The organism is Chromobacterium sp. Panama (genome assembly GCF_003052555.1).
Taxonomy (GTDB): domain Bacteria; phylum Pseudomonadota; class Gammaproteobacteria; order Burkholderiales; family Chromobacteriaceae; genus Chromobacterium.
This window is the reverse complement of the sequence record NZ_QARX01000001.1, coordinates 4,598,104-4,622,453: the sequence shown is the minus strand read 5'-3', so window position 1 is coordinate 4,622,453 and position 24,350 is coordinate 4,598,104. Positions and strand designations below refer to the sequence as shown.

Genomic DNA, 24,350 nt, shown 5'->3' with positions numbered 1-24,350 from the left:
GTAGGACACCGCCAGACGCCCAATACGATAACGCCAAGTCCAAGACTTGGCGTTTCGCTTCTCGAAAGAAGCGACACAGTTTATGCCTGGCGACAATAGCGGGGCGGTCCCACGCCTTCCCATCCCGAACAGGACCGTGAAACGCCTTAGCGCCGATGATAGTGTGGCATTCGCCATGTGAAAGTAGGACACCGCCAGACGCCCCATTGCAAAGCCCAGCTCAAACGAGCTGGGCTTTATGCATTTGCGGACTCAAAAGCTGAGTGTTTTGTCCGCGCTCAGCGTCCATTCAGCCAGTTCCGGCATGGTGCCGATCTTGACGCCCGGCAGCAGCAGGCTTTCATCGATTCCCCGCGCGTCGGCGCAAGTGCGGCAGACGCGCGCCGTCACGCCCAATTCCAACGCTTCGGTCAGCATCTCGCCCAGGGTCGGCGCTTGCGCGGTCTTCTGATTTTTCAATGCGGCGACAACGGCGTCGGACAGCAGGAACAGCTGCACCCGGCAGCGCTCGGCCTGTTGAGCCAGGGTCAGCGTCAGGCGCAGCGCGGAGAGCGCGCGTTCGTCCCCGTAGGGGCTGGCGTTCAGGGTGATCAGCACGGTTTGCATGAGGGTTTGCCTATGATGAAGAGAGTCAGGACGGCATTGTGGCACGTTGCGCCGGCCTTGGCATGCGCGGACGGGGGCGGAGCGGGGCGCTCTAAGTTGTTGGCATGCAACAGTGAGGCGGGTCTTGAGCCCGGCTGGCGCCGGCTAACTGCTTGTACGAGTTGGGTTTGTTTGGGCTGAAATTATGGACTGAAAAGTTTCCTTCATATTGTCCAGCAATCTATTTGTATTTGTATACAATAGACAAATTTTCCGGGCGCTAATGAAAAGAGATAGCTCGGGGCTGCAAACTACACGGAGATGATTCATGCAATTCGACGCATTTGCCCATGGCCAGTCGGCGCTGCGGGACGCCATTACCTCTGCCTATCGTCGCGATGAGCGCGAGTGCGTGCAGGCGCTGTTGCCGCAGGCTGCGATGAGCGACGGCGAAGTCACGGCGGTTCAGGACCTGGCGCGGCGCCTGGTGGCGGAGGTGCGCCGCGAGCGCACCAAGTCCAGCGGGGTGGATGCCTTGATGCATGAGTTTTCTCTGGACAGCGCCGAGGGCATCGCCTTGATGTGTCTGGCCGAAGCGCTGCTGCGCATTCCGGACCGCGAAACCGCGGACAAGCTGATCCGCGACAAGATTTCGCGCGGCGACTGGAAGGCCCACCTGGGCAATAGCGCTTCCTTGTTCGTCAACGCCGCGGCCTGGGGCTTGTTGGTCACCGGCAAGCTGGTGGCTTCGCACAGCGCGAATGGCTTGTCGGCGGCGATGACCCGTTTGATCGCCAAAGGCGGCGAGCCGCTGATCCGCAAAGGCGTGGACATGGCGATGCGCATGCTGGGCAAGCAGTTCGTCACCGGCGAGACCATTGAGGAAGCGCTGGCCAACGGCCGCGAACGCGAGGCGCGCGGCTATCGCTTCAGCTACGACATGCTGGGCGAGGCGGCGATGACCGAGGCCGACGCGCAGCGCTATCTGCAAGACTATGTGACCGCCATTCACGCCATCGGCAAAGCGTCCGCCGGCCGCGGCATTTACGAAGGCCCGGGCATTTCGGTGAAGCTGTCGGCCATCCATCCGCGCTACAGCCGCATCAAGCACGAACGGATGATGGCCGAGCTGCTGCCGCGCCTGAAAGGCTTGTTCCTGCTGGCCAAACAGTACGATATCGGCCTGAACATCGACGCCGAAGAAGCGGATCGCCTGGAAATCTCCATGGATCTGGTGGAGGCGCTGGCCAACGATCCGGATCTGGACGGCTTCGAGGGCATAGGCATTGTGGTGCAGGCTTACCAGAAGCGCTGTCCCTATGTAATCGATTTCCTGATCGATCTGGCGCGTCGCAGCAAGCACCGCTTCATGGTGCGCCTGGTCAAGGGCGCTTACTGGGACGCGGAGATCAAGCGCGCCCAGGTGGACGGCTTGCCGGGTTATCCGGTTTACACCCGCAAGGTTTACACCGATGTGGCTTATCTCGCCTGCGCCAAGAAGCTGTTGTCCGCGCAGGACGCGATCTATCCGCAGTTCGCCACCCACAACGCCTACAGCCTGGCCGCGGTGTTCAATCTGGCCTCCGGCAAGGATTACGAATTCCAGTGCCTGCACGGCATGGGCGAGACCCTGTACGACCAGGTGGTGGGCAAGGACAAGCTGGGCAAGGCTTGCCGCATCTACGCCCCGGTGGGTTCGCATGAAACCCTGCTGGCCTATCTGGTGCGCCGTCTGCTGGAAAACGGCGCCAACAGCTCCTTCGTCAACCGCATCGTGGACGAGGCGGTGTCCATAGACGAACTGGTGGCGGATCCGGTGGCCGAGGCCGCGCGCCATGGCGGCCAGCCGCACAAGAAGATTCCGGCGCCGCTGGAGCTGTACGGCCAGCAGCGCAAAAACTCCAAGGGTCTGGACCTGTCCAGCGAGCATGTGCTGGCCACGCTGCAACTGGGCCTGCAAGCGTCCGAGAAACAGCCGTGGGGCGCTTTCCCGATGTTGGGCGACGGCGACGTCACCGACGGCGAAGTGCAGCAGGTGCGCAATCCGGCGGATCACGACGATCTGGTGGGCCGCGTGATCGAGGCGAGCGCGGCGGACGTGAACCGCGCGCTGGAGCTGGCGCAGCAAGGCGCCGCCGATTGGGCCGCCACGCCGGTGGCCGAACGCGCCGCCTGCCTGCAACGGATGGCCGACCTGATGGAAGACCAGATGCCGGCGCTGATGGGCCTGGCGGTGCGCGAGGCCGGCAAGACGCTGGCCAACGCGATCGCCGAGGTGCGCGAGGCGGTGGACTTCTGCCGCTACTACGCGGCGCAGATCGAAGACGAATTCGACAACGCCAGCCATCGCCCATTGGGCCCGGTGGTGTGCATCAGCCCGTGGAACTTCCCGCTGGCCATCTTCATCGGCGAGGTGGCGGCCTCGCTGGCGGCCGGTAACGCGGTGCTGGCCAAGCCGGCGGAGCAGACCAGCCTGATCGCCGCGCACGCGGTGCGCTTGTTGCACGAGGCCGGCGTGCCGCGCGCGGCGCTGCAATTGCTGCCGGGCCGCGGCGAAGTGGTGGGCGCGGCGCTGACCGCGGACCCGCGCGTCCAGGGCGTGATCTTCACCGGCTCCACCGAGGTGGCGCAAATCATCAACCGCACGCTGGCCAAGCGCGGCGGCGACCCGGTGCTGGTGGCCGAAACCGGCGGCCAGAACGCGATGATCGTGGACAGTTCGGCGCTGCCGGAGCAGGTGGTCACCGATGTGCTCAGCTCGGCCTTCGACTCCGCCGGCCAGCGCTGCTCCGCGTTGCGCGTGCTCTATCTGCAGAACGACATCGCCGACAAAGTCATCGCCATGATCAAGGGCGCGATGGATGAATTGAAAGTGGGCGATCCGGCCAAGCTGGACATCGACGTCGGCCCGGTGATCGACGCCGAAGCCCAGGCCGGCCTGTTGGCTCATATCGAAAAGATGAAGGCGAGCGCGCGCGCCACTCATCAGGTCAAACTGGGCGAGGACTGCGCCAAGGGCACCTTCGTGGCGCCCACCTTGTTTGAGATCGCCGATCTCAAGCAGCTGAAGCGCGAAGTCTTCGGTCCGGTGCTTCATGTGCTGCGCTTCGAGGCCAATGAGCTGGACAAGGTGGTGGCCGAGATCAACGCCACCGGCTACGGTCTGACTCACGGCATCCACAGCCGCATCGACGAGACCATCGACAATATCGTCGGCCAGATCAAGGTCGGCAACGTCTACGTCAACCGCAACATCGTCGGCGCGGTGGTGGGCGTGCAGCCCTTCGGCGGCGAAGGCAAGTCCGGCACCGGCCCCAAGGCCGGCGGCCCCTTCTATCTGTACCGGCTGAGCCGCGCGGCCTGGGAGCCGAAACTGGCGGCGGAGACCCTGCCGCTGTCCCTGCCGGCGCTGGACGCCTTGGCGGCCGCCGCGGGCGGCCTGGGCCTGGCCTTGGAGCCGGCCATCGCCGCGGCGCGCAAGGACAGCGCCTTGTCTTGCCTGGTGAACCTGCCGGGTCCCACCGGCGAGCGGAACTCGCTGCAGTTCGCGCCGCGCGGCAAGGTGGGCTGCCAGGCGGGCAATGCGCAAGCGCTGGCGGAGCAGCTGGCGGCAGCCTTCGCCACCGGCAACCGCGCGGTGTTGCCGGCCAATGAGGCGGGCCGAGGCCTGGCCGCCAAGCTGGGCGCCCTGGTGGAGCTGGACGCCGATGTGTTGGCGGCGGATGTCGGCGCCGTGCTGTTCTCTGGCTCCGAAGCCGAGGCCGAAGCCGCCCAGCGTACGCTGGCCGCGCGCGACGGCGCCTTGGTGCCGCTGCTGCGAGCCGACGCGCAAGGCCATTACAATCTGCACCGCCTGGTGGTGGAACGCGCGCTCAGCGTGAATACTACCGCGGCGGGCGGCAACGCCAGCCTGATGAGCATAGGCGATTAAAGGCGGGGCGGGCCCCGGAGACGGCGGCCTGTTCGTCTTACAACTCCGCGGATCAAATCGGTTTTCCCATGCGCCGGCGCGCATGGGGTGGCGGCGGGCTTGTCCAACAAGCCACTTGCCACAAGCTGGCGGCCTTGAAATAATGCCGCCAGCCGCCGCGCTCGCCCCTGCTTGGGGAAGGCGGGATGTACATAACAACATTAGACAGGTTCCGCAAACCCCCAATCCCGACACGTGACGGATGGGGATCTCTGGAGAAATAGAGGAAACATGATGCAAGCAAACAAACTGACGACTCTTTCCCTGGCCGTGGCCGCCGCTGTCGCCTTGTCCGCATGCGGCAAAAAAGAAGAGGGCGCGCCGGCAGCCGGCGCCTCCGCCGGCGCGGAAGCCGCCGCGGGCGGCGTGGTCAAGATCGGCTTCGCGGCCCCCCTGACCGGTCCGCAAGCCCACTACGGCGAAGAATACAAAAACGGCGTGACCCTGGCGATTGAAGACGCCAACGCCGAGAAGCCCACCATCGGCGGCAAGCCGGTGAGCTTCGAACTGGAAGCCCAGGACGACCAGGCCGACCCGAAAACCGCCACTCAGCTGGCGCAGAAATTCGTCGACGAGAAAGTGAACGGCATCATCGGCCACTTCAACTCCGGCACCTCCATCCCGGCCTCCAAGATCTATTCCGACGCCGGCATTCCGATGATCGCCATGGCCACCTCGCCGGCCTTCACCGCGCAGGGCTTCAAGAATACCTTCCGCTCGATGACTTCCGACACCCAGCAAGGCTCGGTGATGGGCAAGTTCGTGGTGGAAAAACTGGGCGCCAAGAAAGTGGTGATCGTGGACGACCGCACCGCTTACGGTCAGGGCCTGGCCGACGAGTTCGAGAAGGCCGCCAAGGCCGCCGGCGGCAATGTGGTCAAGCGCGAATTCACCAATGACAAGGCCACCGACTTCGCCGCCATCCTCACCTCGATCAAGGCCGCCGCGCCGGACGTGGTGTTCTACGGCGGCGCCGACGCGCAATCCGCGCCGATGGCCAAGCAGATGAAACGCCTGGGCCTGACCGCTCCGCTGATTTCCGGCGAGATGACCAAGACCCCGACCTTCCTGCAACTGGCGGGCAAGGAAGCCGACGGCACCATCGCCTCGCTGGCCGGCCTGCCGCTGGATCAAATGCCCAAGGGCAAGGACTACGAGAGCCGCTACAAGGCGCGCTTCAAGATGGACGTGGCCACCTATTCGCCGTACGGCTACGACGCCACCCGCGCGCTGATCCAGGCGATGAAAGACGCCAACTCCACCGATCCCAAAGCCTACCTGCCGGTGCTGGCCAAGATCACCCACTCCGGCGTGACCTCCGGCAGCTGGACCTACGACGCCAAGGGCGATCTGAAAGACGGTGGCATCACCGTCTACAAAGTGGTGAACGGCGAGTGGAAAGTGCTGGAAACCGTGGGCGGCGCCGCCGCGTCCAAGGACGCTTCCGCAGCCAAATAAGCCGGTTCGGCAGCAGGCGACAAGGCGACGCGTTCAGCGTCGCCTTTTTCTTTGCCCGATCAACGCAAGAGGCCGATCTTCTTCAGCAGGAAAATCAGGATGGCGGCGCCGGCAATGCCGAAAGCCAGGCCGGGCAGGGAGAAGGAACCGGCGGCCGAGGCGGAAGAGATGCCCAGCAGTCGGCCAAACAGCCAATGGCCCAAGGCCGAACCAATGATGCCGATGATGATGTTGGCGATCACGCCTTCGCTGACGCCCATGACCTTGCCGGCGAGCCAGCCGATCAGGCCGCCGGCCAATAGGGAAACGAGTAGTCCCATATCCTCTCCTTATGTTAGTTTGTGAATAAATAGTTATAGCCATTTATTTAATATGGCGCCATATTTTTTTGGAGCGCCACCGCAAAAAACAAAAACCCCGGCATAGGCCGGGGTGTGGGGACGAGGCGGGAATGTCGGTGTTTACAGGCCGACCCACTGTCCTTTGCGCAATTGATACAGCGACACGGTGCCGTGCTGGATGTCGCCCTTGTCGTCAAAGCGGATCTCGCCGGTCACGCCTTTGAAGTCGGTCTTGGGCAGTTCGCCCAGGTATTTGGCCGGATCGGAGGAGCCGGCGCGCTTCATCGCGGCGATCATCACCCGCGCGGCGTCATAGGTGTAGGGCGCGTAGGCCTGGATGTCGGCGTTGAATTGCTGCTTGTACTTGCCGTTGAAGTCCGCGAAGCCCGGCATCTTGTCTTTTTGCGCGCCCGCGCTGGAGGCGTAGCTGCTTTCCGCGCTGTCGCCGCCCAGTTTGGAGAACTCGGGCGTATTGATGCCGTCCGCGCCCATGAAGGCGGCCTTCAGGCCCAGCTTGTTCATCTGCTTGACCATCGGCGCCGCCTGGGCGTCCATGCCGCCGTAGAACAGCAGGTCCGGCTTCGCCCCCTTGATCGAGGTGAGGATGGCCATGAAATCCGTGGCGCTATTGCTGGTGAACTCGCGCTTGACCACCTTGCCGCCGGCCGCTTCCACCGCCTTGGCGAAATCGTCGGCCAGGCCCTGGCCGTAAGTGGTGCGGTCGTCGACGATGGCGATGCGGCCGGCCTTCAGCGTTTCGATCGCGTACTTGGCCAGCGCCTCGCCTTGCTGGCGGTCGTTGGCGATGATGCGGAAGGTGTTCTTGAAGCCCTGCTGGGTGAAGCTGGGGCTGGTCACCGAGGCGGCGATCATCGGAATGCCGGCCTGAGAGTAAATCCGCGAAGCGGGAATGGCCGCGCCGGAAGTGAGATGGCCGATGATGCCGGCCACCTTGCCGTCCACCAGGCGTTGCGCCACCTGGGCGGCGGTTTTGGGATCGGCCTGGTCGTCCTCGGACACCACTTCGAAAGTGACGGGCTTGCCGTCCAGAGTCAGCTTTTCGGCATTGGCTTCCGCCACCGCCAGCTTGACGCCGTTGTCCGCGTCGCGGCCCCAGTGGGCGAAAGGCCCGGTCAGCGGGTTGGCGGAGCCGATTTTCACCACGACCGCGCCGGCTTCGGCCGGCGCGCTGCCGGCGCTTTGTTCGGATTTGCCGCAGGCGGTCAGGGCCAGCGCGGCGCAGGCGATGAGGCTAAGATGCGTTTTCATGAATTTCTCCTGATTTCTCTTTGTCTATTTAGCTTTAATCTATTTGAATATTCGCCTCAGGAATAAGGCGGCAGCCCATTTTTGGTGCATACGCCGATCAGCGTCAAGCCCGGCGGCGTGTAGGCGGCGGCTTTGCGCTAAAATAGCGGACTGATTTCGCGACATAAGATGGATTTTTGATGACAAAGGCGTATCCCGCGCCCGCCTCGCCCTGCGTCGGCCTCTGCCGTCTCGACGAGGGCGGCGCCTATTGCCTGGGCTGCCTGCGCACCTTGGACGAGATCGCCGGCTGGTCCGGCTTCGACGACGAACAAAAGCGCGCGGTGTGGCAGCGGCTGATCGGCTTGCGGCCCAAGGTCAAAGACAAGCGCTGCGAGCGTTGCGGCGCGGCCTTCCGTTGCGGAGAGGGCGGCGACAACGGCGCTTGTTGGTGCGCGGAGCTGCCGCAGGTGCTGCCCTTGCCCTATGGCCACGGCGATTGCCTGTGCCCGGAATGCCTGCGCCGCCATCTGCGGGAAAGCTATTTGGCGCGCGGGCTGACACCGCCCTTATAGCCGGCGGACCGCCTTGGCGCGCTGAATGTCAAACGCGTATTGTCGACGCGGGGTGCAACCAATGCCCGTTGCCCGCGGTCCTAAGATGTTTTCCTCATTTCCGCTTTGGTTTCTCGCCACATGACATTTTGGAAGCGTTGGATTCGTAAGCTTTTGCTCCCCCTGTATTTGATCGGCTCCTTGCAAGGACGCCGCCGCGTCAATCTTGGCCGGCGGCCGTGGCGCAACGGCATTGCTCTGCTGGCCGTCCTGGCGCTGGCCACCTGGGGGCTTTGGCTGTGGCTGGCGCCCAAGCCGGCGCCGCAGGTGCTGACCGCGGAGGTGACCCGCGCCGATCTGGAGGACGTGGTGCTGGCCAGCGGCGTGCTGAAGCCGCTGCGGCAAGTGGACGTGGGCGCCCAGGCCAGCGGCCAGTTGAAAATCCTGAAGGTGGCGGCCGGCGACCGAGTCGGCAAGGGCGAGCTCTTGGCCGAGATCGATCCGGAAAACAGCCTCAACGATTTGAAGGTTTCCGAGGCGCAACTGGAGTCGCGCGTGGCTCAGCTGCGTAGCAAGCAGGCCACGCTGCGCCAGGCCGAGCGCGAGCTGGCGCGCCAGAAGCAGATGATGAGCGAGGGCTCCACCTCGCAAAAAGACCTGCTGGCGGCGGAAACCGCCTATCAGAGCCAGACGGCGGAGCTGGACGACTTGCAAGCGCAGATTCGCCAGAACCGTTTCCAGATCGACAAGAACCGCACCACGCTGGGCTATACCCGCATCACCGCGCCGATGGACGGCGAGGTGATCGAAATCGTCACCCAGCAGGGTCAGACCGTGATCGCCAGCCAGACGGTGCCGGTGATCCTGAAACTGGCGGACCTGAGCACGATGACGGTGCACGCCCAGGTGGCCGAGGCCGACGTGATTCGCGTCAAGGCCGGGCTGCCGGTGTATTTCACCGTATTGGGGGCGCCGGACCGGCCCATCCGCGGCAAGCTGCGCGCCATCTTGCCGACGCCGGAAAAAATCAACAACGCCAACTTCTACAAGGCGCTGTTCGATGTGAAGAACATGGACGGCAAGCTGCGCGTGGACATGACCGCGCAGATCAGCATCGTGCTGGCGGAGTCCAAGCAGGCCTTGAACATTCCGCTGAGCGCGCTGGGTGCGGCCGGCAAGGATGGACGCCACAGCGTCAAGGTGCAGGGCAAGGACGGCCAGCTGCATGAGCGCCAAGTGCGCATCGGCCTGAAGACCGCCACCCGTGTGCAGATCCTGGATGGTTTGAAAGCCGGCGAGAAAGTGGTGACCAGCGAAGCCGGCGGCAAGGAAGAAGAACCCAGCGGCAGCGTGATGGTGAGCGCATGAGCGGAGCCAGCCTGACGCTGTCCGGAGTGTGGCGCCGGTTTCCGTCCGGCGATGAAGAAGTGGCGGTGCTCAAGGAGGTCAGCCTGGACATCCGCGCCGGCGAGATGGTGGCCATCATCGGCGCCTCCGGTTCCGGCAAGTCCACGCTGATGAACATCCTGGGCTGCCTGGATCAGCCCTCGGCCGGCCACTACCAGGTGGGCGGGCGCGACGTGGGCGCGCTGGACAAGGACCAACTGGCCACGCTGCGGCGCGAGCATTTCGGTTTCATCTTTCAGCGCTACCACCTATTGCCGCATCTGAGCGCCATCGACAATGTGGCGATGCCGGCGGTGTACGCCGGCATGAGCCAGGAAGCGCGGCGCGAACGCGCGCGCCAGCTGCTGGCGCGGCTGGGCCTGGCCGGCAAGGAAGACTACCGCCCGGGCCAGCTGTCCGGCGGCCAGCAGCAGCGCGTGTCCATCGCCCGGGCGCTGATGAACGGCGGCGACATCATCCTGGCCGACGAACCCACCGGCGCGCTGGACAGCCACAGCGGCGAAGAGGTGATGGCCATCCTCAAGGAACTGCACGCCGCCGGTCACACCATCATCATCGTCACCCACGACCCGTCCATCGCCGCGCAGACCGAACGCATCATCGAAATCCGCGACGGCGAGATCCTGCGCGACAGCGCCGCCGACGCGCCGCGTCCGGCGGCGGACGCGCGCGAGCCGCGCCGGCCCAAGCCCGGCCCGGCCTGGCGCGAACGCATGAGCGAAGCCTTCAAGATGGCCATGCTCGCCATGCTGGCCAACCGGCTGCGCACCGTGCTCACCATGCTGGGCATCATCATCGGCATCACCTCGGTGGTGTCCATCATCGCGGTGGGCGAGGGCGCGCGCAATTACGTGCTGAACGACATCCGCTCCATCGGCACCAACACCATCACCGTGTACCGCGGCAAGGACTGGGGCGACGACAAGGCCGACGGCGTGCGTACCTTCTTGCCCGGCGATCTGGCCGCGCTGGCCGAGGAACCCTATGTGGACAGCGTGTCGCCGGTCACCAGCAACAGCCTGCGCATCCGCTACCGCAATGTCGACGTCAACGCCTCGGTGTCCGGCGTGGACAGCACGTATTTGCGCGTGCGCGGCTTGAAAGTGGTTGCCGGCCTGGGTTTCAGCCGCGACGACGTCCGCATGCAGCGCCAGGTGGTGGTGATAGACAACAACGCCCGCCGCAAACTGTTCGCCGACGCGGACGCCATCGGCCAAGTGGTGCTGGTGGGCAGCGTGCCGGCCACCGTGATCGGCGTGGTGGAAACCAAGGACAACGGCGGCGGCAAATCGCTGCAAATGTGGATGCCCTACAGCACCGCCGGCAGCCGGCTGTTCGGCCAGGCTTATTTCGACTACATGGTGGTGCGCATCCAGGAAGGCCAGCCCACCGCGCTGGCCGAGAAGGGGATCAGCCAGCTGCTGACCTTGCGCCATGGCGGCAAGGACTTCTTCACCTTCAATATGGACGAGGTGCTGAAAACGGTGGAAAACACCAGTCGCACCCTGGCCCTGTTGCTGACCCTGATCGCGGTGATTTCGCTGGTGGTGGGCGGCATCGGCGTGATGAACATCATGCTGGTGTCGGTGACCGAGCGCACCCGTGAAATCGGCATCCGCATGGCGGTGGGCGCGCGCCAGTCCGACGTCTTGCAGCAATTTCTGACCGAGGCGGTGCTGGTCTGCCTGGTGGGCGGGGCCATCGGCATCGGCCTGTCCTACGGCATCAGCTTTGTGTTTGCGCTCTTGGTCAGCAAGTGGAAAATGGCCCTGTCGCTGAAGGCCATCCTCCTGGCGGTGGCGTGTTCCACCGCCATCGGCGTGGTGTTCGGCTATCTGCCGGCGCGCAGCGCGGCGCGTTTGAATCCGATTGACGCCTTGGCGCGGGAGTAAGTGTTTGACGCTTTGGAAATCCAATCTCACTGTTTTGGGCCTGGCCCTCTTGCTGGCCGGCTGCCAGAGCACGGCGTATCAGCGCCAGGCGCTGGATGTGCCGGCGCAATGGCGCGGCGCCCCGTCCCACGCCCAGGCGGACATGAGCCGCGAGCGCTGGTGGCAAGGCTTTGACGACGCCGGCTTGCTGGCGGTGCTGGAGCAGGCGCGCAGCCGCAACCCGGATCTGAGCATCGCCCTGCTCAAGCTGCGCAAGGCCCAGCTCGCGGCAGGTTTGGAGCGCAGCGACGCCTTGCCCTCCTTGAGCGGCGACATCAATGCCGGGACCAAGCGCACGCTGGGAGAGTCCTCGGCCTGGAGCCGCAGCAGCGGCGGCAGCTTGAACACCAGTTACGAGCTGGACCTATGGGGGCGGGTGGACGCGCGCTTGCGCGCGGCGGATCAGGAGTTCCGCGCCAGCGCCTATGACGAAGCCGCGGCCCGCCTGTTGTCGGACAGCGCCGCCGCCGACCTGTACTGGGACATCGCCGCGCTGAAGGCGCGGCAGACGCTGGGGCAGGCGGATCTGGCGGACCTGCGCCGCATCCAGGCGCTGGCGGAAGCCAAATGGCGCGCCGGCGCGACGAGCGAACAGGACGTCACCCAGGCGCGCAGCGCGGTGCTGAGTCAACAGGCGGACTTATTGGGGCTGGCCGAGGAGCGCGGGCAAAAGGAAAACGCTTTGGCGCTATTGCTGGACCACCCGTCCGGCGCGGCGCTGCCGGCTATCGCCGCGCTGCCGCTGGAGCCCGCCTTGCCGGCGATAAACGCCGGCCTGCCCAGCAGCCTGTTGGAGCGGCGGCCGGACCTGATGGCCGCGGAAGCGCGCTTGCGCGGCAAGCTGGCCAAGGTGGACCAGGAGCGCGCGGCCTTCTTCCCGGTGCTGAAACTGACCGGTTCGCTGGGCTCCAGCAGCGGCGCGCTGAGCAGCCTGGTGCAAAACCCGCTGCTGACGCTGGGCGCGTCCCTGTCCTTGCCCTTTCTGGAGTGGCGCAAGCAAGGCCTGCAATTGAAGAGCAGTCAGGCCGATTACGAGCTGGAAACCGTCAGTTTCCGCAAGACCTTGTACAGCGCTTATCAAGAGGTGGACAACGCGCTGGGCGCGCGCCAGCGGCTGCAAGGCTCCGCTCGCTTGCAAGCCGACGCGCTGGCCTTGAACCGGCGCAGCGAACAACTGGCGGAAAGCCGCTACCGCGCCGGGGCGGTTGACGTGCAAACCTGGCTGGACGCGGCCAAGGCGCGGCGCGGCAGCGAGTCCGCGCTGATCCGGCTGCGTCAGGAGCAATTGAAAAACCTGGCGGATGTTTACAAGGTGTTGGGCGGCGCGCCCGCGGCCTGAGCGGCGAGGGTTCTGACCGGGTTTTGTCCTGGGGCGGGCTTAAGGCTCAAGATATTCTTCGCAGGCCGGCATCGGTTTGTCCGGCGCATAGACGCCGCTATCCGGCTGCCGCGTCAGCAGGCGCTGGAAGGTGCAGGCCTGGTCCACCGCGGTGGCGATGTCTTTTTTTCTCAGACGCTTGCCCAGCGAGTCCCGGCTGCGGGAGACCGGGCCGGGAAAGCTGGTGGCGCGGGTGCGGTAGATCAAGCGCGGGAAGCCGGCCGCGACGCTTCTGTCCAGCTTGATGCTGGAAGAAAAACTGTATTCGTCATGGCAGGCGCCGCGTCTGTCGGCGAAATCCCGTTCCGAAAAGCACGCGCGTATCATCAAGGAGCTGGACAGCGGCAGCGCCAGCACCTCGCGCATCTCAAATCCCGAGCCCTTGGGGTAAATCTGTAGCAGGCGCAGCGTGCTGAAAGAACCGCCTCCGCCGGAATACATGGTGCTGACGTCCTCTCTGACGCCCACCATCACGCCTTGATCGGTGGCGGCAAGCCGCAGCGCGTAAGGCCATAAAGTCAGGCTGCGGCGATTGTCCCATAGCGCGTCGGTCTGCAAGTTGCGCAATTCCAGTTGTGCGTCAGGCCCCTGGCCAGCGGCGGGCTGGATCCTGAGAATGGGCGGAGCTTCCTTGGTTTGCGCCACTAGCTCAATACACAGCTGGCGATCCGTGGTGCAGCCTTGCTTTGATTCCGCCGGCTCCGGCGTCGACTTCAGCATCAAGGTCTTGATGCTATTGCCGGCTAGGTCAACATCGGCGGGCTGAGCGGCAGCTGCCGGCCAGATCCAGGCAAGTGCCGTGAAGGCGGCGAGGGCAGCGAGTTTGAGGGCATGGTAAACATTATTAGGGTTCTGCTTCATTGCCTGCTTTTCATGGGAGCGTGGCGCTAGATCACCGCCCACAGTCCGCAGATCGCGAACAGGATCAGCACCCCGGTCAGGATCTGGGCGGTGGTGCGTTCTTTTTGCAGCGCCCGTTTCAGGTTGTCGTGCACGCTTTCCAGTTTTTCCAGTCGCTGTTCCAGCTCGGCGCGGGTTTCGTCCTGCCGCGCCAGCGATTGCAGCATCGCCTCGCCGCCCACCTCGGTGATCAGTTCCTTATTCCATACCCCCAGCAGCTTGTTGACCTTGTCCTTGAAGTACAGCGCGGAACGCTGGTTGGCGTCCTGCCATTCAAATTCAAAGCCCTGACTGGCGTAAAAGGCGTTGCGTTGCAGCCGCTCTTCTTCCGACGAGGTCTGGCTCATGGCGATCATGCCGGGGCTGATGGCGTGGTCCGGACAAATGCCCTTGGCCCAGGCGATGACGCTGGCGAACAGAAAAGCGTCCAGTCCGGTGCCGACAAAGCCGGGGCTGGCCTGCACGCCGCTTTTGGGGCCGAAGGTGACGGTGCGGCTGGGCCGGTCCACGCGCACCCAGGCGCAGTTGTGGGCGGCTTGGAAATGGCTGTCCTCGCCCTCGAACAACTGCCAGCGGTGGCCGTCGGCGCGGGCGTAGCCGCGAAACTGCAGCCGGAAGAAGTCGGATTGCTCGGTCATGGCCCGGCTGCGCTGCAAGATGCCGTAAATGGGCGTGCCGTTGGCGGTCAGTGTCAGAATGGTCTCGCCCAGCGGAATGGCCAGCGTGGCCAGGGTGTTTTCGTTTTCCGGAGCGCGGAGCACCGGTTCTTCGGCGGTGGGGGCCGGGTTGGCGGCCTGGTTCGGACTGGTCATCTGCTGCCTATGCTGGGGTGTTCTGGGGGCCTGTTTGCGGTGGTCATCAGGCGCTGGGCTCGTGAACGGGCGGACGGCCGCCGCGGGCGGGCGTCACGGGACGCTTATTGTACCAATCTAGACGGCTTGGGGAATCCTTGCTCGCATGACATCCGGCATGAGGGCAAACGACGGCCAATTTGGGGCGCTGCACGGTCAATGCGTAGTTTTACTTAGAATATTGCAGATCAATAAAAGCTTTATTTCAAACAAACACTTATTGGTTGCGCTAAATAATCACATAATAAAATGTGAATGTGTTACTTGTATTGGGTAATGGTGTGGCATATCGTGCCCCCAATCATTAAATACAATCGGTCATTATGCTTGCTCAAACGGATACGGACGGTTCTGCCTCCTCCGCAAACATCAGCGATTTGGGCTTGCTGGGCCTGGTCCTGCTGGCCCAGTTCCACGGCGTAGCCGCCGACCCGGCGCAACTCACCCACCAATACGGCCGCCAGGCCGAACCCTTCAGCGAAACCGACCTGCTGCTGGCCGCCAAAGGTCTGGACCTTAAAGCCCGCATCGTCAAACAAAGCCCGGACCGCCTCAGCCTGACCGCCTTGCCGGCGCTGGCGCTGCGGCCGGACGGCGAACACTTCATCATCGCCCGCTGCGACGGCGACAAAGTGCTGATCCACGACCTCAAGCACGGCCGGCCGCAAGTGCTGAGCCAGGCGGAGCTGACGGCGCGCTACGCCGGCCGGCTGCTGCTGATGGCCTCGCGCGCGTCGGCGGCGGGGGCCTTGGCCAAGTTCGACTTCACCTGGTTCGTGCCGGCCATCGTCAAATACCGCAAGCTCTTGCTGGAAGTGCTGGCGGTGTCGCTGGTGTTGCAGCTGTTCGCGCTGGTGACGCCGCTGTTCTTCCAGGTGGTGATGGACAAGGTGCTGGTCAACCGCGCCTTCAACACCCTGGACGTGATCGCCGTCGGGCTGTTGATCCTGTCGCTGTTCAATGTGGCGCTGTCGGCGCTGCGCAGCCACGTGTTCGCCCACACCACCAGCCGCATCGACGTGGAACTGGGCGCGCGTCTGTTCCGCCACCTGCTGGCGCTGCCGCTGGCCTACTACGAAGCGCGGCGGGTGGGGGACACCGTGGCGCGGGTGCGCGAGCTGGACAACATCCGCAACTTCCTCACCGGCCAGGCGCTGACCACGGTGCTGGACCTGCTGTTCTCCTTCGTGTTCCTGGCGGTGATGTGGTACTACAGCGGCTGGCTGACCCTGATCGTGCTGGTGTCGCTGCCGTGCTACGCGCTGTGGTCGGCCGGGCTGACCCCGCTGCTGCGGCGGCGTCTGGACGAGAAGTTCGCGCGCGGCGCCGACAACCAATCCTTCCTGGTGGAAGCGGTGGGCGGCATCGGCACCATCAAGGCGATGGCGGTGGAACCGCACATGACCCGGCGCTGGGACAACCAACTGGCCGCCTACGTGGCCGCCGGCTTCCGCGTCACCCGGCTGGCCAATATCGGCCAGAACGGCGTGCAACTGATCCAGAAACTGGTCACCGTCGCCACCCTGTGGCTGGGCGCGCGGCTGGTGATCGCCGGCGAGCTGTCCGTCGGCCAGCTGATCGCCTTCAATATGCTGGCCGGCCAGGTGGCGGCGCCGGTGGTGCGGCTGGCGCAGCTGTGGCAAGACTTCCAGCAGATTGGCATTTCGGTGGAACGGCTGGGCGACATCCTCAACACCCGCAGCGAACTGCCGGCCAGCCGCGCGGCGCTGCCGGCGATCCAGGGCCGCATCCAGTTCGACCAGGTGGTGTTCCGCTACCGGCCGGACGGCCCGGAAATCCTGCGCGGCCTGAGCCTGGACATCCGGGCCGGCGAAGTCATCGGCATCGTCGGCCGTTCCGGCTCCGGCAAAAGCACGCTGACCAAGCTGGTGCAACGGCTGTACGTGCCGGAGTCCGGGCGCGTGCTGGTGGACGGCAACGACCTGGCGCTGGCGGACCCGGCCTGGCTGCGGCGGCAGATCGGCGTGGTGCTGCAAGAAAACCTGCTATTCAACCAAAGCATCCGCGACAACATCGCGCTGGCCGAACCCGGGCTGGCGCTGGACCACGTGATCCAGGCGGCCAAACTGGCCGGCGCCCACGACTTCATCATGGAACAGGCCGAAGGCTACGACACCATGGTGGGCGAACACGGCGCCAGCCTGTCCGGCGGCCAGCGCCAGCGCATCGCCATCGCCCGCGCGCTGATCAGCAATCCGCGCATCCTGATCCTGGACGAAGCCACCAGCGCGCTGGACTACGAATCCGAACGCGCGATCATGCAAAACATGCGCGCCATCTGTCAGGGGCGCACCGTGCTCATCATCGCCCACCGCTTGAGCACCGTGCGCGGCGCCAGCCGCATCATCGCCATGGACCAAGGCCGCATCGTCGAAAGCGGCCGCCACGAAGACCTGCTCCGCCAGCCCGACGGCTACTACGCCCGCCTGCACAGCCTGCAACAAGGATAAACCCGTACATGAAGCACCAACTGCACGCGCTGCGCGACTTCGCGCGGCGCTACCGGCAGGCCTTTGCCGCGCACTGGGCCATCCGCCGCCAACTGGACCCCCAGCCGCGGCGCGAAGACGAACTGGCCTTCCTGCCCGCCCACCTGGAACTGACCGACAGCCCGCTGTCCCCGCTGCCGATGTGGAGCATGCGCCTGATCGGCGCGCTGTTCCTCATCGCGCTGCTGTGGTCCGCGCTGGGCCAGCTCGACATCGTCGCCGTCGCCGGCGGCAAGACCGTCAGCGGCGGCCGCACCAAAATCCTGCAGCCGCTGGAACCCAGCGTGGTCAAAGCCATCCACGTGCGCGACGGCCAGCAAGTCAAGGCCGGCCAAGTGCTGATCGAACTGGACGCCACCGGCGCCAGCGCCGACAAACAAAAGGCCGACGACGCCCACGCCGCCGCCGCGCTGGCCGCCGCGCGCTACCAGGCGCTGCTGAACGCGCTGGACAGCGGCCGGCTGCCGCAGCTGCCGGCCACCCCCGGCGTCGCCGACAGCCAGAGACTGGCCGAAGAAAGCCTGGCGCTGGGCCAATGGCGCGGCTACCAGGCCAAGCTCGAAGCGTTGAACGCCACCCTGCGCCAACGCCAGGCCGAACACGCCACCACCCGCCAGCAAGTGAGCAAACTGCAAGCCACCGGCCGCATCGCCGCCGCGCGCGAACACGATTACCAAGACCTGCTGGCCAAGAACTTCATCTCCAAGCACGCCTATCTCGACAAACAACAAGCGCGCATCGAACAGGCCGGCGACCTGGCCAGCCAGCAAAGCCGGCTGCAAGAACTCGACGCCGCCATCGCCGGGCAAGAACAAGAGCGCAAAGCGCTGCAAGCCAACTTCCGCAGCGAGGCCCTCGACAAACTGCGCGAAGCGCGTGAACAAATGCGCCAATACGGCGAAGACCAGAAAAAGACCGGCCAACGGCAGGCGCTGACCCGGCTGACCGCGCCGGTGGCCGGCAGCGTACAGCAACTGGCCATCCACACCGTGGGCGGCGTGGTCACCGAAGCGCAGCCGCTGCTGGCGGTGGTGCCGCGGGACGAAACCCTGGAAATCGAAGCGCAGATCGAAAACAAAGACATCGGCTTTGTGCGGCCGGGGCAGGCGGCCACCGTCAAAGTGGAAAGCTTCCCCTACACCCGCTACGGCTACCTGGACGGCGTGGTGGACAGCGTCAGCCACGACGCGATGCAAGACGAGAAGAAGGGCTTGGTGTTCCTGGCGCGGATCCGGCTGAAGCAAGACCACCTGAGCATAGACGGCGCGCGGGTGCGGCTCAGCGCCGGCATGACGGTGAGCGCGGAAATCAAGACCGGGCGTCGGCGGGTGATCGACTACTTCCTGAGTCCGCTGCAACAGCATGTTGGCGAAGGCCTGCGCGAGCGTTGAGATGAAACTGCTGCTGATCCACCAAAACTTCCCCGGCCAGCTGCGCCACATCGCTGAACACCTGACCGGGCGGCCGGACATCGAGCTGCTGGCGGTGGGGCGCGACAGCGCGCCCGGCCTGGCCGGCGTCAAACTGCTGCGCTACCGGCCGCACCGCGGCCCGCACCGGCACACCCACCCCTATCTGCACAGCTACGAAGACGCGGTGCTGCACGGCCAGGCGGTGCTGCGCGCCTTGCAGCCGCTGCAACAGCGCGGCTACCGGCCGGACGTCATCCTGGCCCACCCCGGCTGGGGCGAAACCCTGTTCCTCAAAGACCTGTTCCCGGCGGCGCGGCTGATCCACTACAGCGAGTACTACTACCACGGCCAAGGGGCCGACGCCGACTTCGACCCGGAATTCCCGCTCAGTCTGGACGGCGCGGCGCGGCTGCGGGCGCGCAACGCGCTGCACCTGCTCAATCTGGAACACGCCGATCAAAGCGTCACCCCCACCCACTGGCAACACAGCCTGCACCCGGCGGCCTACCGGCCGAGTGTGCAGATCCAGCACGAAGGCATCCGCTGCGGCCAACTGGGCCCGGACCCGACGGCGACGCTGGCCCTGCCCAACGGCCGGACGCTGCGTGCCGGCCAGCCCATCGTCAGCTATGTGGCGCGCAACCTCGAACCCTATCGCGGCTTCCACAGCTTCATGCGCGCGCTGCCGGCGCTGCTGCGGCAACGGCCGGACAGCCAGATCGTCATCGTCGGCGGCGACGGCGTCAGCTACGGCAGCGCGCCGCGCGACGCGGCCAACTGGCGCGAAAAATTGCTGCGGGACAAGCCGGTGGACCCGGAGCGGGTGCACTTCCTGGGCAAAGTGCCATACGAGGTTTACCGAAAGGTGCTGCAAGTGTCGGCGGTCCATGTCTACCTGACCTATCCCTTCGTGCTGTCGTGGAGCCTGCTGGAAGCAATGGCCAGCGGCTGCCGCATCGTGGCGTCGGACACCGCGCCGGTGCGGGAAGTGATCCGGGACGGGGAGAACGGCGAGCTGACCGACTTCTTCGACGCGGCGGCGTTGGCGGAGAAGGTGGGGGCGGCCTTGGAGACGGACGGCGGCGGGCTGCGGCGTGCGGCGCGGGAGACGGCGGCGCGTTACAGCGTGGAGGCGGGGCTGGCGGGCTATCGACGGTTGTTGGGTTTGCCGGCGGAGTGAAGGCGGCTTAGAGCCTATTCAAAGTCTCGCGAGCAAGGGCGAGACAAGGCGAAAACCACTGAGAAAGCGGAATGTACAAGTGGTACACGAGTATTTCGAAGGGGGTTTCAACGCCGTATCGCCGAAGCGCAGCAGACTTTGAACAGGCTCTTAGGCGGTGGAACCGGCAAGAGCAGTACCAAGCAGTAAATCGTAGTGCGTGATGACACAAACAAATATTGATAAGGAAACAAGTTATGACGACAAGCGTAACGGGCAGCGACCTGGGCGGCGTGCTGGAAGGCGGCCCGCAGGACGATGTGCTCAAGGGTGGTGCCGGCAACGACACCTTGAACGGCTATGACGGCAATGATCTGCTGCAGGGCGGCGCCGGCGACGACGTGCTCAACGGCTATGCAGGCAACGACACGCTGGAAGGCGGCGCCGGCGACGATTTGCTCAATGCCGGCAGCGGCAACAATGTGTTGGCCGGCGGCGAGGGCAACGACACCCTGATCGGCGGCGCGGACAAGGACATCTATCTGTTCAATCTGGGCGACGGTTTCGACACCATCACCGACAACGCCCAGGACAAGCGCGACGCGGCGGACAGCGATCCGGCCTACCGCGACGAGTTGCGCTTCGGCCCGGGCATCCGCCCGGAAGATATCCAGCTGGAGCATGTGGGCGACGATTTGCTGCTGTCCCACCGCAACGGCGACGACGCGGTCACCATCAAGGGCTGGTTCGCCGACAAGAGCTTCTGGATCGAGCGCATCGTATTCGCCGACGGCGGCGAATGGGGCATTAACGATCTGGCGCAGCGCGTGATCGTGCAGACCGGCAGCGAGCGCAAGGAAATCCTCAACGGTTGGCTGGGCAAGGATCATCTGATCGGCCTGGGCGGCAATGACGTGCTGAACGGCCGCGGCGGCGACGATCTGTTGGACGGCGGCGCCGGCAATGACAAGTTGTTTGGCGAAGACGGCAACGACACCTTGCTGGGTGGCGACGGCGACGACACCCTGGACGGCGGCAGCGGCAACAATGTGCTGCACGGCGGTCGCGGCAACGATCTGCTGATCGGCGGCGCCGGCGCCGATGTTTACCTGTTCAACCTGGGCGACGGCGTGGACGTGATTCGCGACGCCGGCGGCGTGGACGTGTCGGTGAAAGACGAAATCCGTTTTGGCGCCGACATCCTGGTCAAGGACGTCAGCGTCAGCCGCCAGGGCGACAACCTGGTGCTGATCCACGTCAACGGCAGCGACCGCCTGGTGGTGGAAGGCTATTTCGCCAGCGCGTCCAGCCGTATCGAGCGCATCGTGTTCGCCGAAGGCGTGGTCTGGACCCAGGCCGATATCAAGCTGACCCAGCTGGGCGGCAGCGGCAACGATACCTTGATCGGCTGGGAAGGCAGCGATCTGCTGGACGGCGGCGCAGGCGATGATTCGCTGATCGGCGGCGGCGGCAACGATACCTTGATCGGCGGCCTGGGCAATGATGTGCTGGTCAGCGGCGGCGCGGGCGTTAGCGTGCTGATCGGCGGCGCGGGCAACGACACCCTGGTGGGCGGCGCCGGCGCGGAGATTTACCAGTTTGGCCTGGGCGACGGCGCGGACGTGATCGCCGCGCACGGTGTGGACGTCAGCGTGACCTTGCAGGACCGCATTGTCTTTGGCGTCGGCATCTCGGTGGACGACATCCGGGTGGAGCGCCAGGGCGACGACATCGTGCTGATCCACGCCAACGGCCGCGACTCCATCACCATCCAGGCGGGCTTCAGTCTTGAGCATGGCTGGCATGGCCAGATCGTGTTCGCCGACGGCAGCGTCTGGCTGGGCGCGGAACTGGCGCAGAAACTGCTGGAAGTGCAGACCGGCGGCGACGACGACGATCTGCTGCTGGGCTCCGGCCAGTCCGATCTGTTGGACGGCGGCGCCGGCAACGACACCTTGATCGGCAACGGCGGCGAGGACACCTTGCGCGGCGGCGCCGGCGACGACCAGCTGCAAGGCGGCGTCAGCGGCCACACCACGATGGAAGGCGGGGCCGGCGACGATGTGCTGATCGGCAACAAGGGCCGTGAAACCTTCGTCTTCGGCGTAGGCGACGGCCGCGACCTGATCAACTACGGTGCCCAGATCGGCAAGATCGCCGCCTTGAGCGCCAACGACGAAATCCGCTTCAAGGCCGGCATCAGCGCCAAGGACATCCGCGTGCTGCGCGCCGGCAACGACCTGCTGCTGCAGCATGTCAACGGCCAGGACAGCATCCGCGTCAAGAACGGCCTGGTCGATAAGACCGGCTGGGCCGGCGTGGTCTTGTTCGCCGACGGCTCCAAATGGAGCGCGGCCGAGCTCTTGACCATGGTGGTGGCCGCGGGCGGCACCAGCGGCAAGGACGTGCTGACCGGCGGCAAGGGCGGCGATCTGCTGGACGGCGGCGACGGCGACGATACGCTGATCGGCGGCGGCGGCAACGACACCCTGAAGGGCGGCGCCGGCAACGACGTGCTGATCAGCAGCGGCGGCGGCACGGCCATCCTGGAAGGCGGCAAGGGCAACGACACCCTGCAAGGCGGCAGCGAGCACAATATCTATGTGTTCAATCTGGGCGACGGCAGCGATGTGATCATCAACAATTCGCTGAACGTGTCGGTGGGCGTGAGCAGCGAAATCCGCTTTGGCGCGGGGATTTCGGTGACTGACATCACCGTGGTGCGCGTAGGCGACGACATCGTGCTGCAACACGTTAACGGCAGCGACTCGGTGCGCATCCAGGGCTGGTTCAGCAGCCAGCTGTCCCAGGTGGGCAGCGTGGTGTTCGCCGACGGCAGCAGCTGGACCGCCGTGCAGATCAATCAGTTCGCCGCGGGCATTTTCATCGGCACCAGCGGCAACGACATCCTCAAGGGCGGCAAGGGCCATGACCTGCTGGACGGCGGCGACGGCGACGACGTGCTGATCGGCGGCGGCGGCAACGACACCCTGAAAGGCGGCGCCGGCAACGATGTGTTGATCAGCGCAGGCGGCGGCGTGTCCATCCTGGAAGGCGGCAAGGGCAACGACACCCTCAAGGGCGGCGGCAGCCAAGACATCTACGTCTTCAATCTGGGCGACGGCCGCGACGTGGTGATCAACAACTCCTTGAACGTCAGCGTCAGCCACCAGAGCGAAATCCGCTTTGGCGCCGGCATCTCGGTGACCGACATCACCGTGGTGCGCGTGGGCGACGACGTGTTGCTGCAACACGTCAACGGCGTGGATTCGGTGCTGATCCAGGGCTGGTTCCTCAGCCAGAGCAACTGGGTGGGCGGCGTGGTGTTCGCCGACGGCAGCAGCTGGACCTCAGTGCAGATCAATCAGTGGGCCAGCGGTATCTATATCGGCACCGCCGGCAATGATGTGTTGATCGGCGGCGCGGGCGGCAGCCTGCTGGACGGCGGCGCCGGCAACGACACCCTGATTGGCCGCGGCGGCAACGACACCTTGAAGGGCGGCGCAGGCAACGACGTGCTGGAAGGCGGCGCCGGGCGCAATGTCTATATCTTCAATCTGGGCGACGGCCAGGACACCATTCGCTATGGCGAAAAGGGCGTCAACCTCGCTTGGAGCAGCTACGAGGAGATCCGCTTCGGCGTGGGGATTTCGGTGACCGACATCACCGTGGTGCGCATTGGCGACGATGTGGTGCTGCGGCATAGCAACGGCGTGGACAGCATCACCATCCAGGCCGGCATGTCGGTTCAGAGCTCATGGTCCGGCAGCATCGTGTTCGCCAACGACGGCAGCTGGAGTCTGCTCGAACTGATCAGCCTGGCGGCCGTGACCCTGAACGGCACCGACGGCGCGGATACGCTGAAGGGGGCCAAGGGCAATGACGTGATCTTCGGCCTGGCCGGGGATGACCAGTTGTTCGGCAATGAAGGCAACGACAGCCTGTTCGGCGGCGCCGGCAACGACACCCTGTACGGCGGGGCCGGCAACGATCTGCTGGAAGGCGGGGCGGGTGACGATGGCCTGTTCGGCGAAGAAGGCAACGACACGCTGCGCGGCGGTGCAGGCAACGACACGCTGAACGGCGGCAACGGCGCCGACCTGCTGGAAGGCGGCGACAACGATATGGTGTTCCGCCACGTCAACGGCCAGGACAGCGTGACGGTGAAGGACTGGTTTGCCGATCGGGTGTACTGGATCGAGCAGATCACCTTCGCTTCCGGCGTGAAGTGGACGGCCGATCAGTTGATGAAGCAGGGCGTGCCGCTGGTGGGTTCCGAGTTGGGCGACACGCTGCGCGGCGGCAATGTCGATGACTGGATGCTGGGCAACGGCGGCAACGATTCGCTGTACGGCGGCAACGGCAACGACCTGCTGGAAGGCGGGGCGGGTGACGACGGCCTGTTCGGCGAAGGGGGGAACGACACCCTGCGCGGCGGCGCCGGTAAGGACTCGCTGTACGGTGGTGATGGCGCCGACCTGCTGGAAGGAGGAGACGGTGATGATGTGATCATCGGTGGCAGCGGCGGCGGCTGGCGCGTTGAGGGTGACACCTTGCGCGGCGGTGCGGGCAATGACCAACTGACAGCGGTATACCAAGGTTGGAACAATGTGTTGGAAGGCGGTACCGGCAACGACACGCTGACC

The 24,350-nt window shown here is 65.2% G+C and carries 15 protein-coding genes and 1 rRNA gene; 11 read left to right on the top strand and 5 right to left on the bottom strand.

Translation table 11 applies throughout. The features are described from left to right. The first annotated feature begins 85 nt into the window (after positions 1 to 85). Positions 86 to 200 (top strand): 5S ribosomal RNA (rrf, locus tag DB032_RS20715). A gap of 52 nt (positions 201 to 252) precedes the next feature. On the opposite strand, the gene DB032_RS20710 is transcribed toward rrf, so the two are convergent. Beyond that, entirely contained in the window at positions 253 to 606 is a 354-nt protein-coding gene (locus DB032_RS20710) for a DsrE/DsrF/TusD sulfur relay family protein (protein WP_107801120.1), read from the bottom strand. Between the two features lie 307 nt (positions 607 to 913). Between DB032_RS20710 and putA the strand changes: the two genes are divergently transcribed. Together putA and DB032_RS20700 are read left to right on the top strand one after the other, a co-directional pair. Continuing rightward, the gene (gene putA, locus DB032_RS20705; protein WP_107801119.1) at positions 914 to 4,516 is read left to right on the top strand and encodes a trifunctional transcriptional regulator/proline dehydrogenase/L-glutamate gamma-semialdehyde dehydrogenase; all 3,603 of its coding nucleotides are present in this window, start codon (positions 914 to 916) and stop codon (positions 4,514 to 4,516) included. A gap of 273 nt (positions 4,517 to 4,789) precedes the next feature. Beyond that, the gene (locus DB032_RS20700) at positions 4,790 to 6,013 is read left to right on the top strand and encodes a branched-chain amino acid ABC transporter substrate-binding protein (protein ID WP_107801118.1); all 1,224 of its coding nucleotides are present in this window, start codon (positions 4,790 to 4,792) and stop codon (positions 6,011 to 6,013) included. A 59-nt stretch (positions 6,014 to 6,072) separates the two neighbouring features. On the opposite strand, the gene DB032_RS20695 is transcribed toward DB032_RS20700, so the two are convergent. Both DB032_RS20695 and DB032_RS20690 read right to left on the bottom strand, forming a co-directional pair. After that, a complete protein-coding gene (locus DB032_RS20695; protein WP_107801117.1) occupies positions 6,073 to 6,333 on the bottom strand; it encodes a GlsB/YeaQ/YmgE family stress response membrane protein in 261 nt (86 codons plus the stop codon). A gap of 141 nt (positions 6,334 to 6,474) precedes the next feature. Next, positions 6,475 to 7,623 (bottom strand): branched-chain amino acid ABC transporter substrate-binding protein, encoded by a 1,149-nt coding sequence (locus tag DB032_RS20690; RefSeq protein ID WP_107801116.1) that lies wholly within the window; start codon positions 7,621 to 7,623, stop codon positions 6,475 to 6,477. A 179-nt stretch (positions 7,624 to 7,802) separates the two neighbouring features. Between DB032_RS20690 and DB032_RS20685 the strand changes: the two genes are divergently transcribed. From DB032_RS20685 to DB032_RS20670, 4 genes are all read left to right on the top strand, one after another. Beyond that, positions 7,803 to 8,177 (top strand): cysteine-rich CWC family protein, encoded by a 375-nt coding sequence (locus DB032_RS20685; RefSeq protein ID WP_107801115.1) that lies wholly within the window; start codon positions 7,803 to 7,805, stop codon positions 8,175 to 8,177. A 153-nt stretch (positions 8,178 to 8,330) separates the two neighbouring features. Next, on the top strand, positions 8,331 to 9,524 hold the full coding sequence (macA, locus tag DB032_RS20680; protein ID WP_233246753.1) for a macrolide transporter subunit MacA: 1,194 nt from the start codon (positions 8,331 to 8,333) through the stop codon (positions 9,522 to 9,524). Then, entirely contained in the window at positions 9,521 to 11,455 is a 1,935-nt protein-coding gene (macB, locus tag DB032_RS20675) for a macrolide ABC transporter ATP-binding protein/permease MacB (protein ID WP_107801113.1), read from the top strand. The genes macA and macB overlap by 4 nt, the downstream gene beginning before the upstream one ends. A 4-nt stretch (positions 11,456 to 11,459) precedes the next feature. Beyond that, positions 11,460 to 12,833, top strand: coding sequence for an efflux transporter outer membrane subunit (locus tag DB032_RS20670; protein ID WP_158274382.1), 1,374 nt, complete (start codon positions 11,460 to 11,462; stop codon positions 12,831 to 12,833). Positions 12,834 to 12,872: 39 nt separating this feature from the next. Here the strand turns inward: DB032_RS20670 and DB032_RS20665 are convergent, their stop codons facing one another. Beyond that, the gene (locus tag DB032_RS20665; RefSeq protein ID WP_107801111.1) at positions 12,873 to 13,592 is read right to left on the bottom strand and encodes a hypothetical protein; all 720 of its coding nucleotides are present in this window, start codon (positions 13,590 to 13,592) and stop codon (positions 12,873 to 12,875) included. A 167-nt stretch (positions 13,593 to 13,759) separates the two neighbouring features. Continuing rightward, positions 13,760 to 14,584 (bottom strand): hypothetical protein, encoded by an 825-nt coding sequence (locus DB032_RS20660; RefSeq protein WP_107801110.1) that lies wholly within the window; start codon positions 14,582 to 14,584, stop codon positions 13,760 to 13,762. A 362-nt stretch (positions 14,585 to 14,946) separates the two neighbouring features. Between DB032_RS20660 and DB032_RS20655 the strand changes: the two genes are divergently transcribed. The 4 genes from DB032_RS20655 to DB032_RS20640 all read left to right on the top strand — a co-directional run. Further along, positions 14,947 to 17,094 carry a type I secretion system permease/ATPase gene (locus tag DB032_RS20655; protein WP_107801109.1) on the top strand — a complete coding sequence of 716 codons (2,148 nt, stop codon included), beginning with the start codon at positions 14,947 to 14,949 and terminating at the stop codon, positions 17,092 to 17,094. Between the two features lie 8 nt (positions 17,095 to 17,102). Beyond that, complete coding sequence (locus tag DB032_RS20650; RefSeq protein WP_107801108.1) at positions 17,103 to 18,524, top strand: HlyD family type I secretion periplasmic adaptor subunit; 1,422 nt, start codon at positions 17,103 to 17,105, stop codon at positions 18,522 to 18,524. 1 nt (position 18,525) lies between these two features. Further along, positions 18,526 to 19,725 (top strand): glycosyltransferase family 4 protein, encoded by a 1,200-nt coding sequence (locus tag DB032_RS20645; RefSeq protein WP_107801107.1) that lies wholly within the window; start codon positions 18,526 to 18,528, stop codon positions 19,723 to 19,725. Between the two features lie 236 nt (positions 19,726 to 19,961). After that, positions 19,962 to 24,350, top strand: a 4,389-nt coding sequence (locus DB032_RS20640; RefSeq protein ID WP_107801106.1) for a calcium-binding protein, incomplete at its 3' end; no start/stop codon positions are given.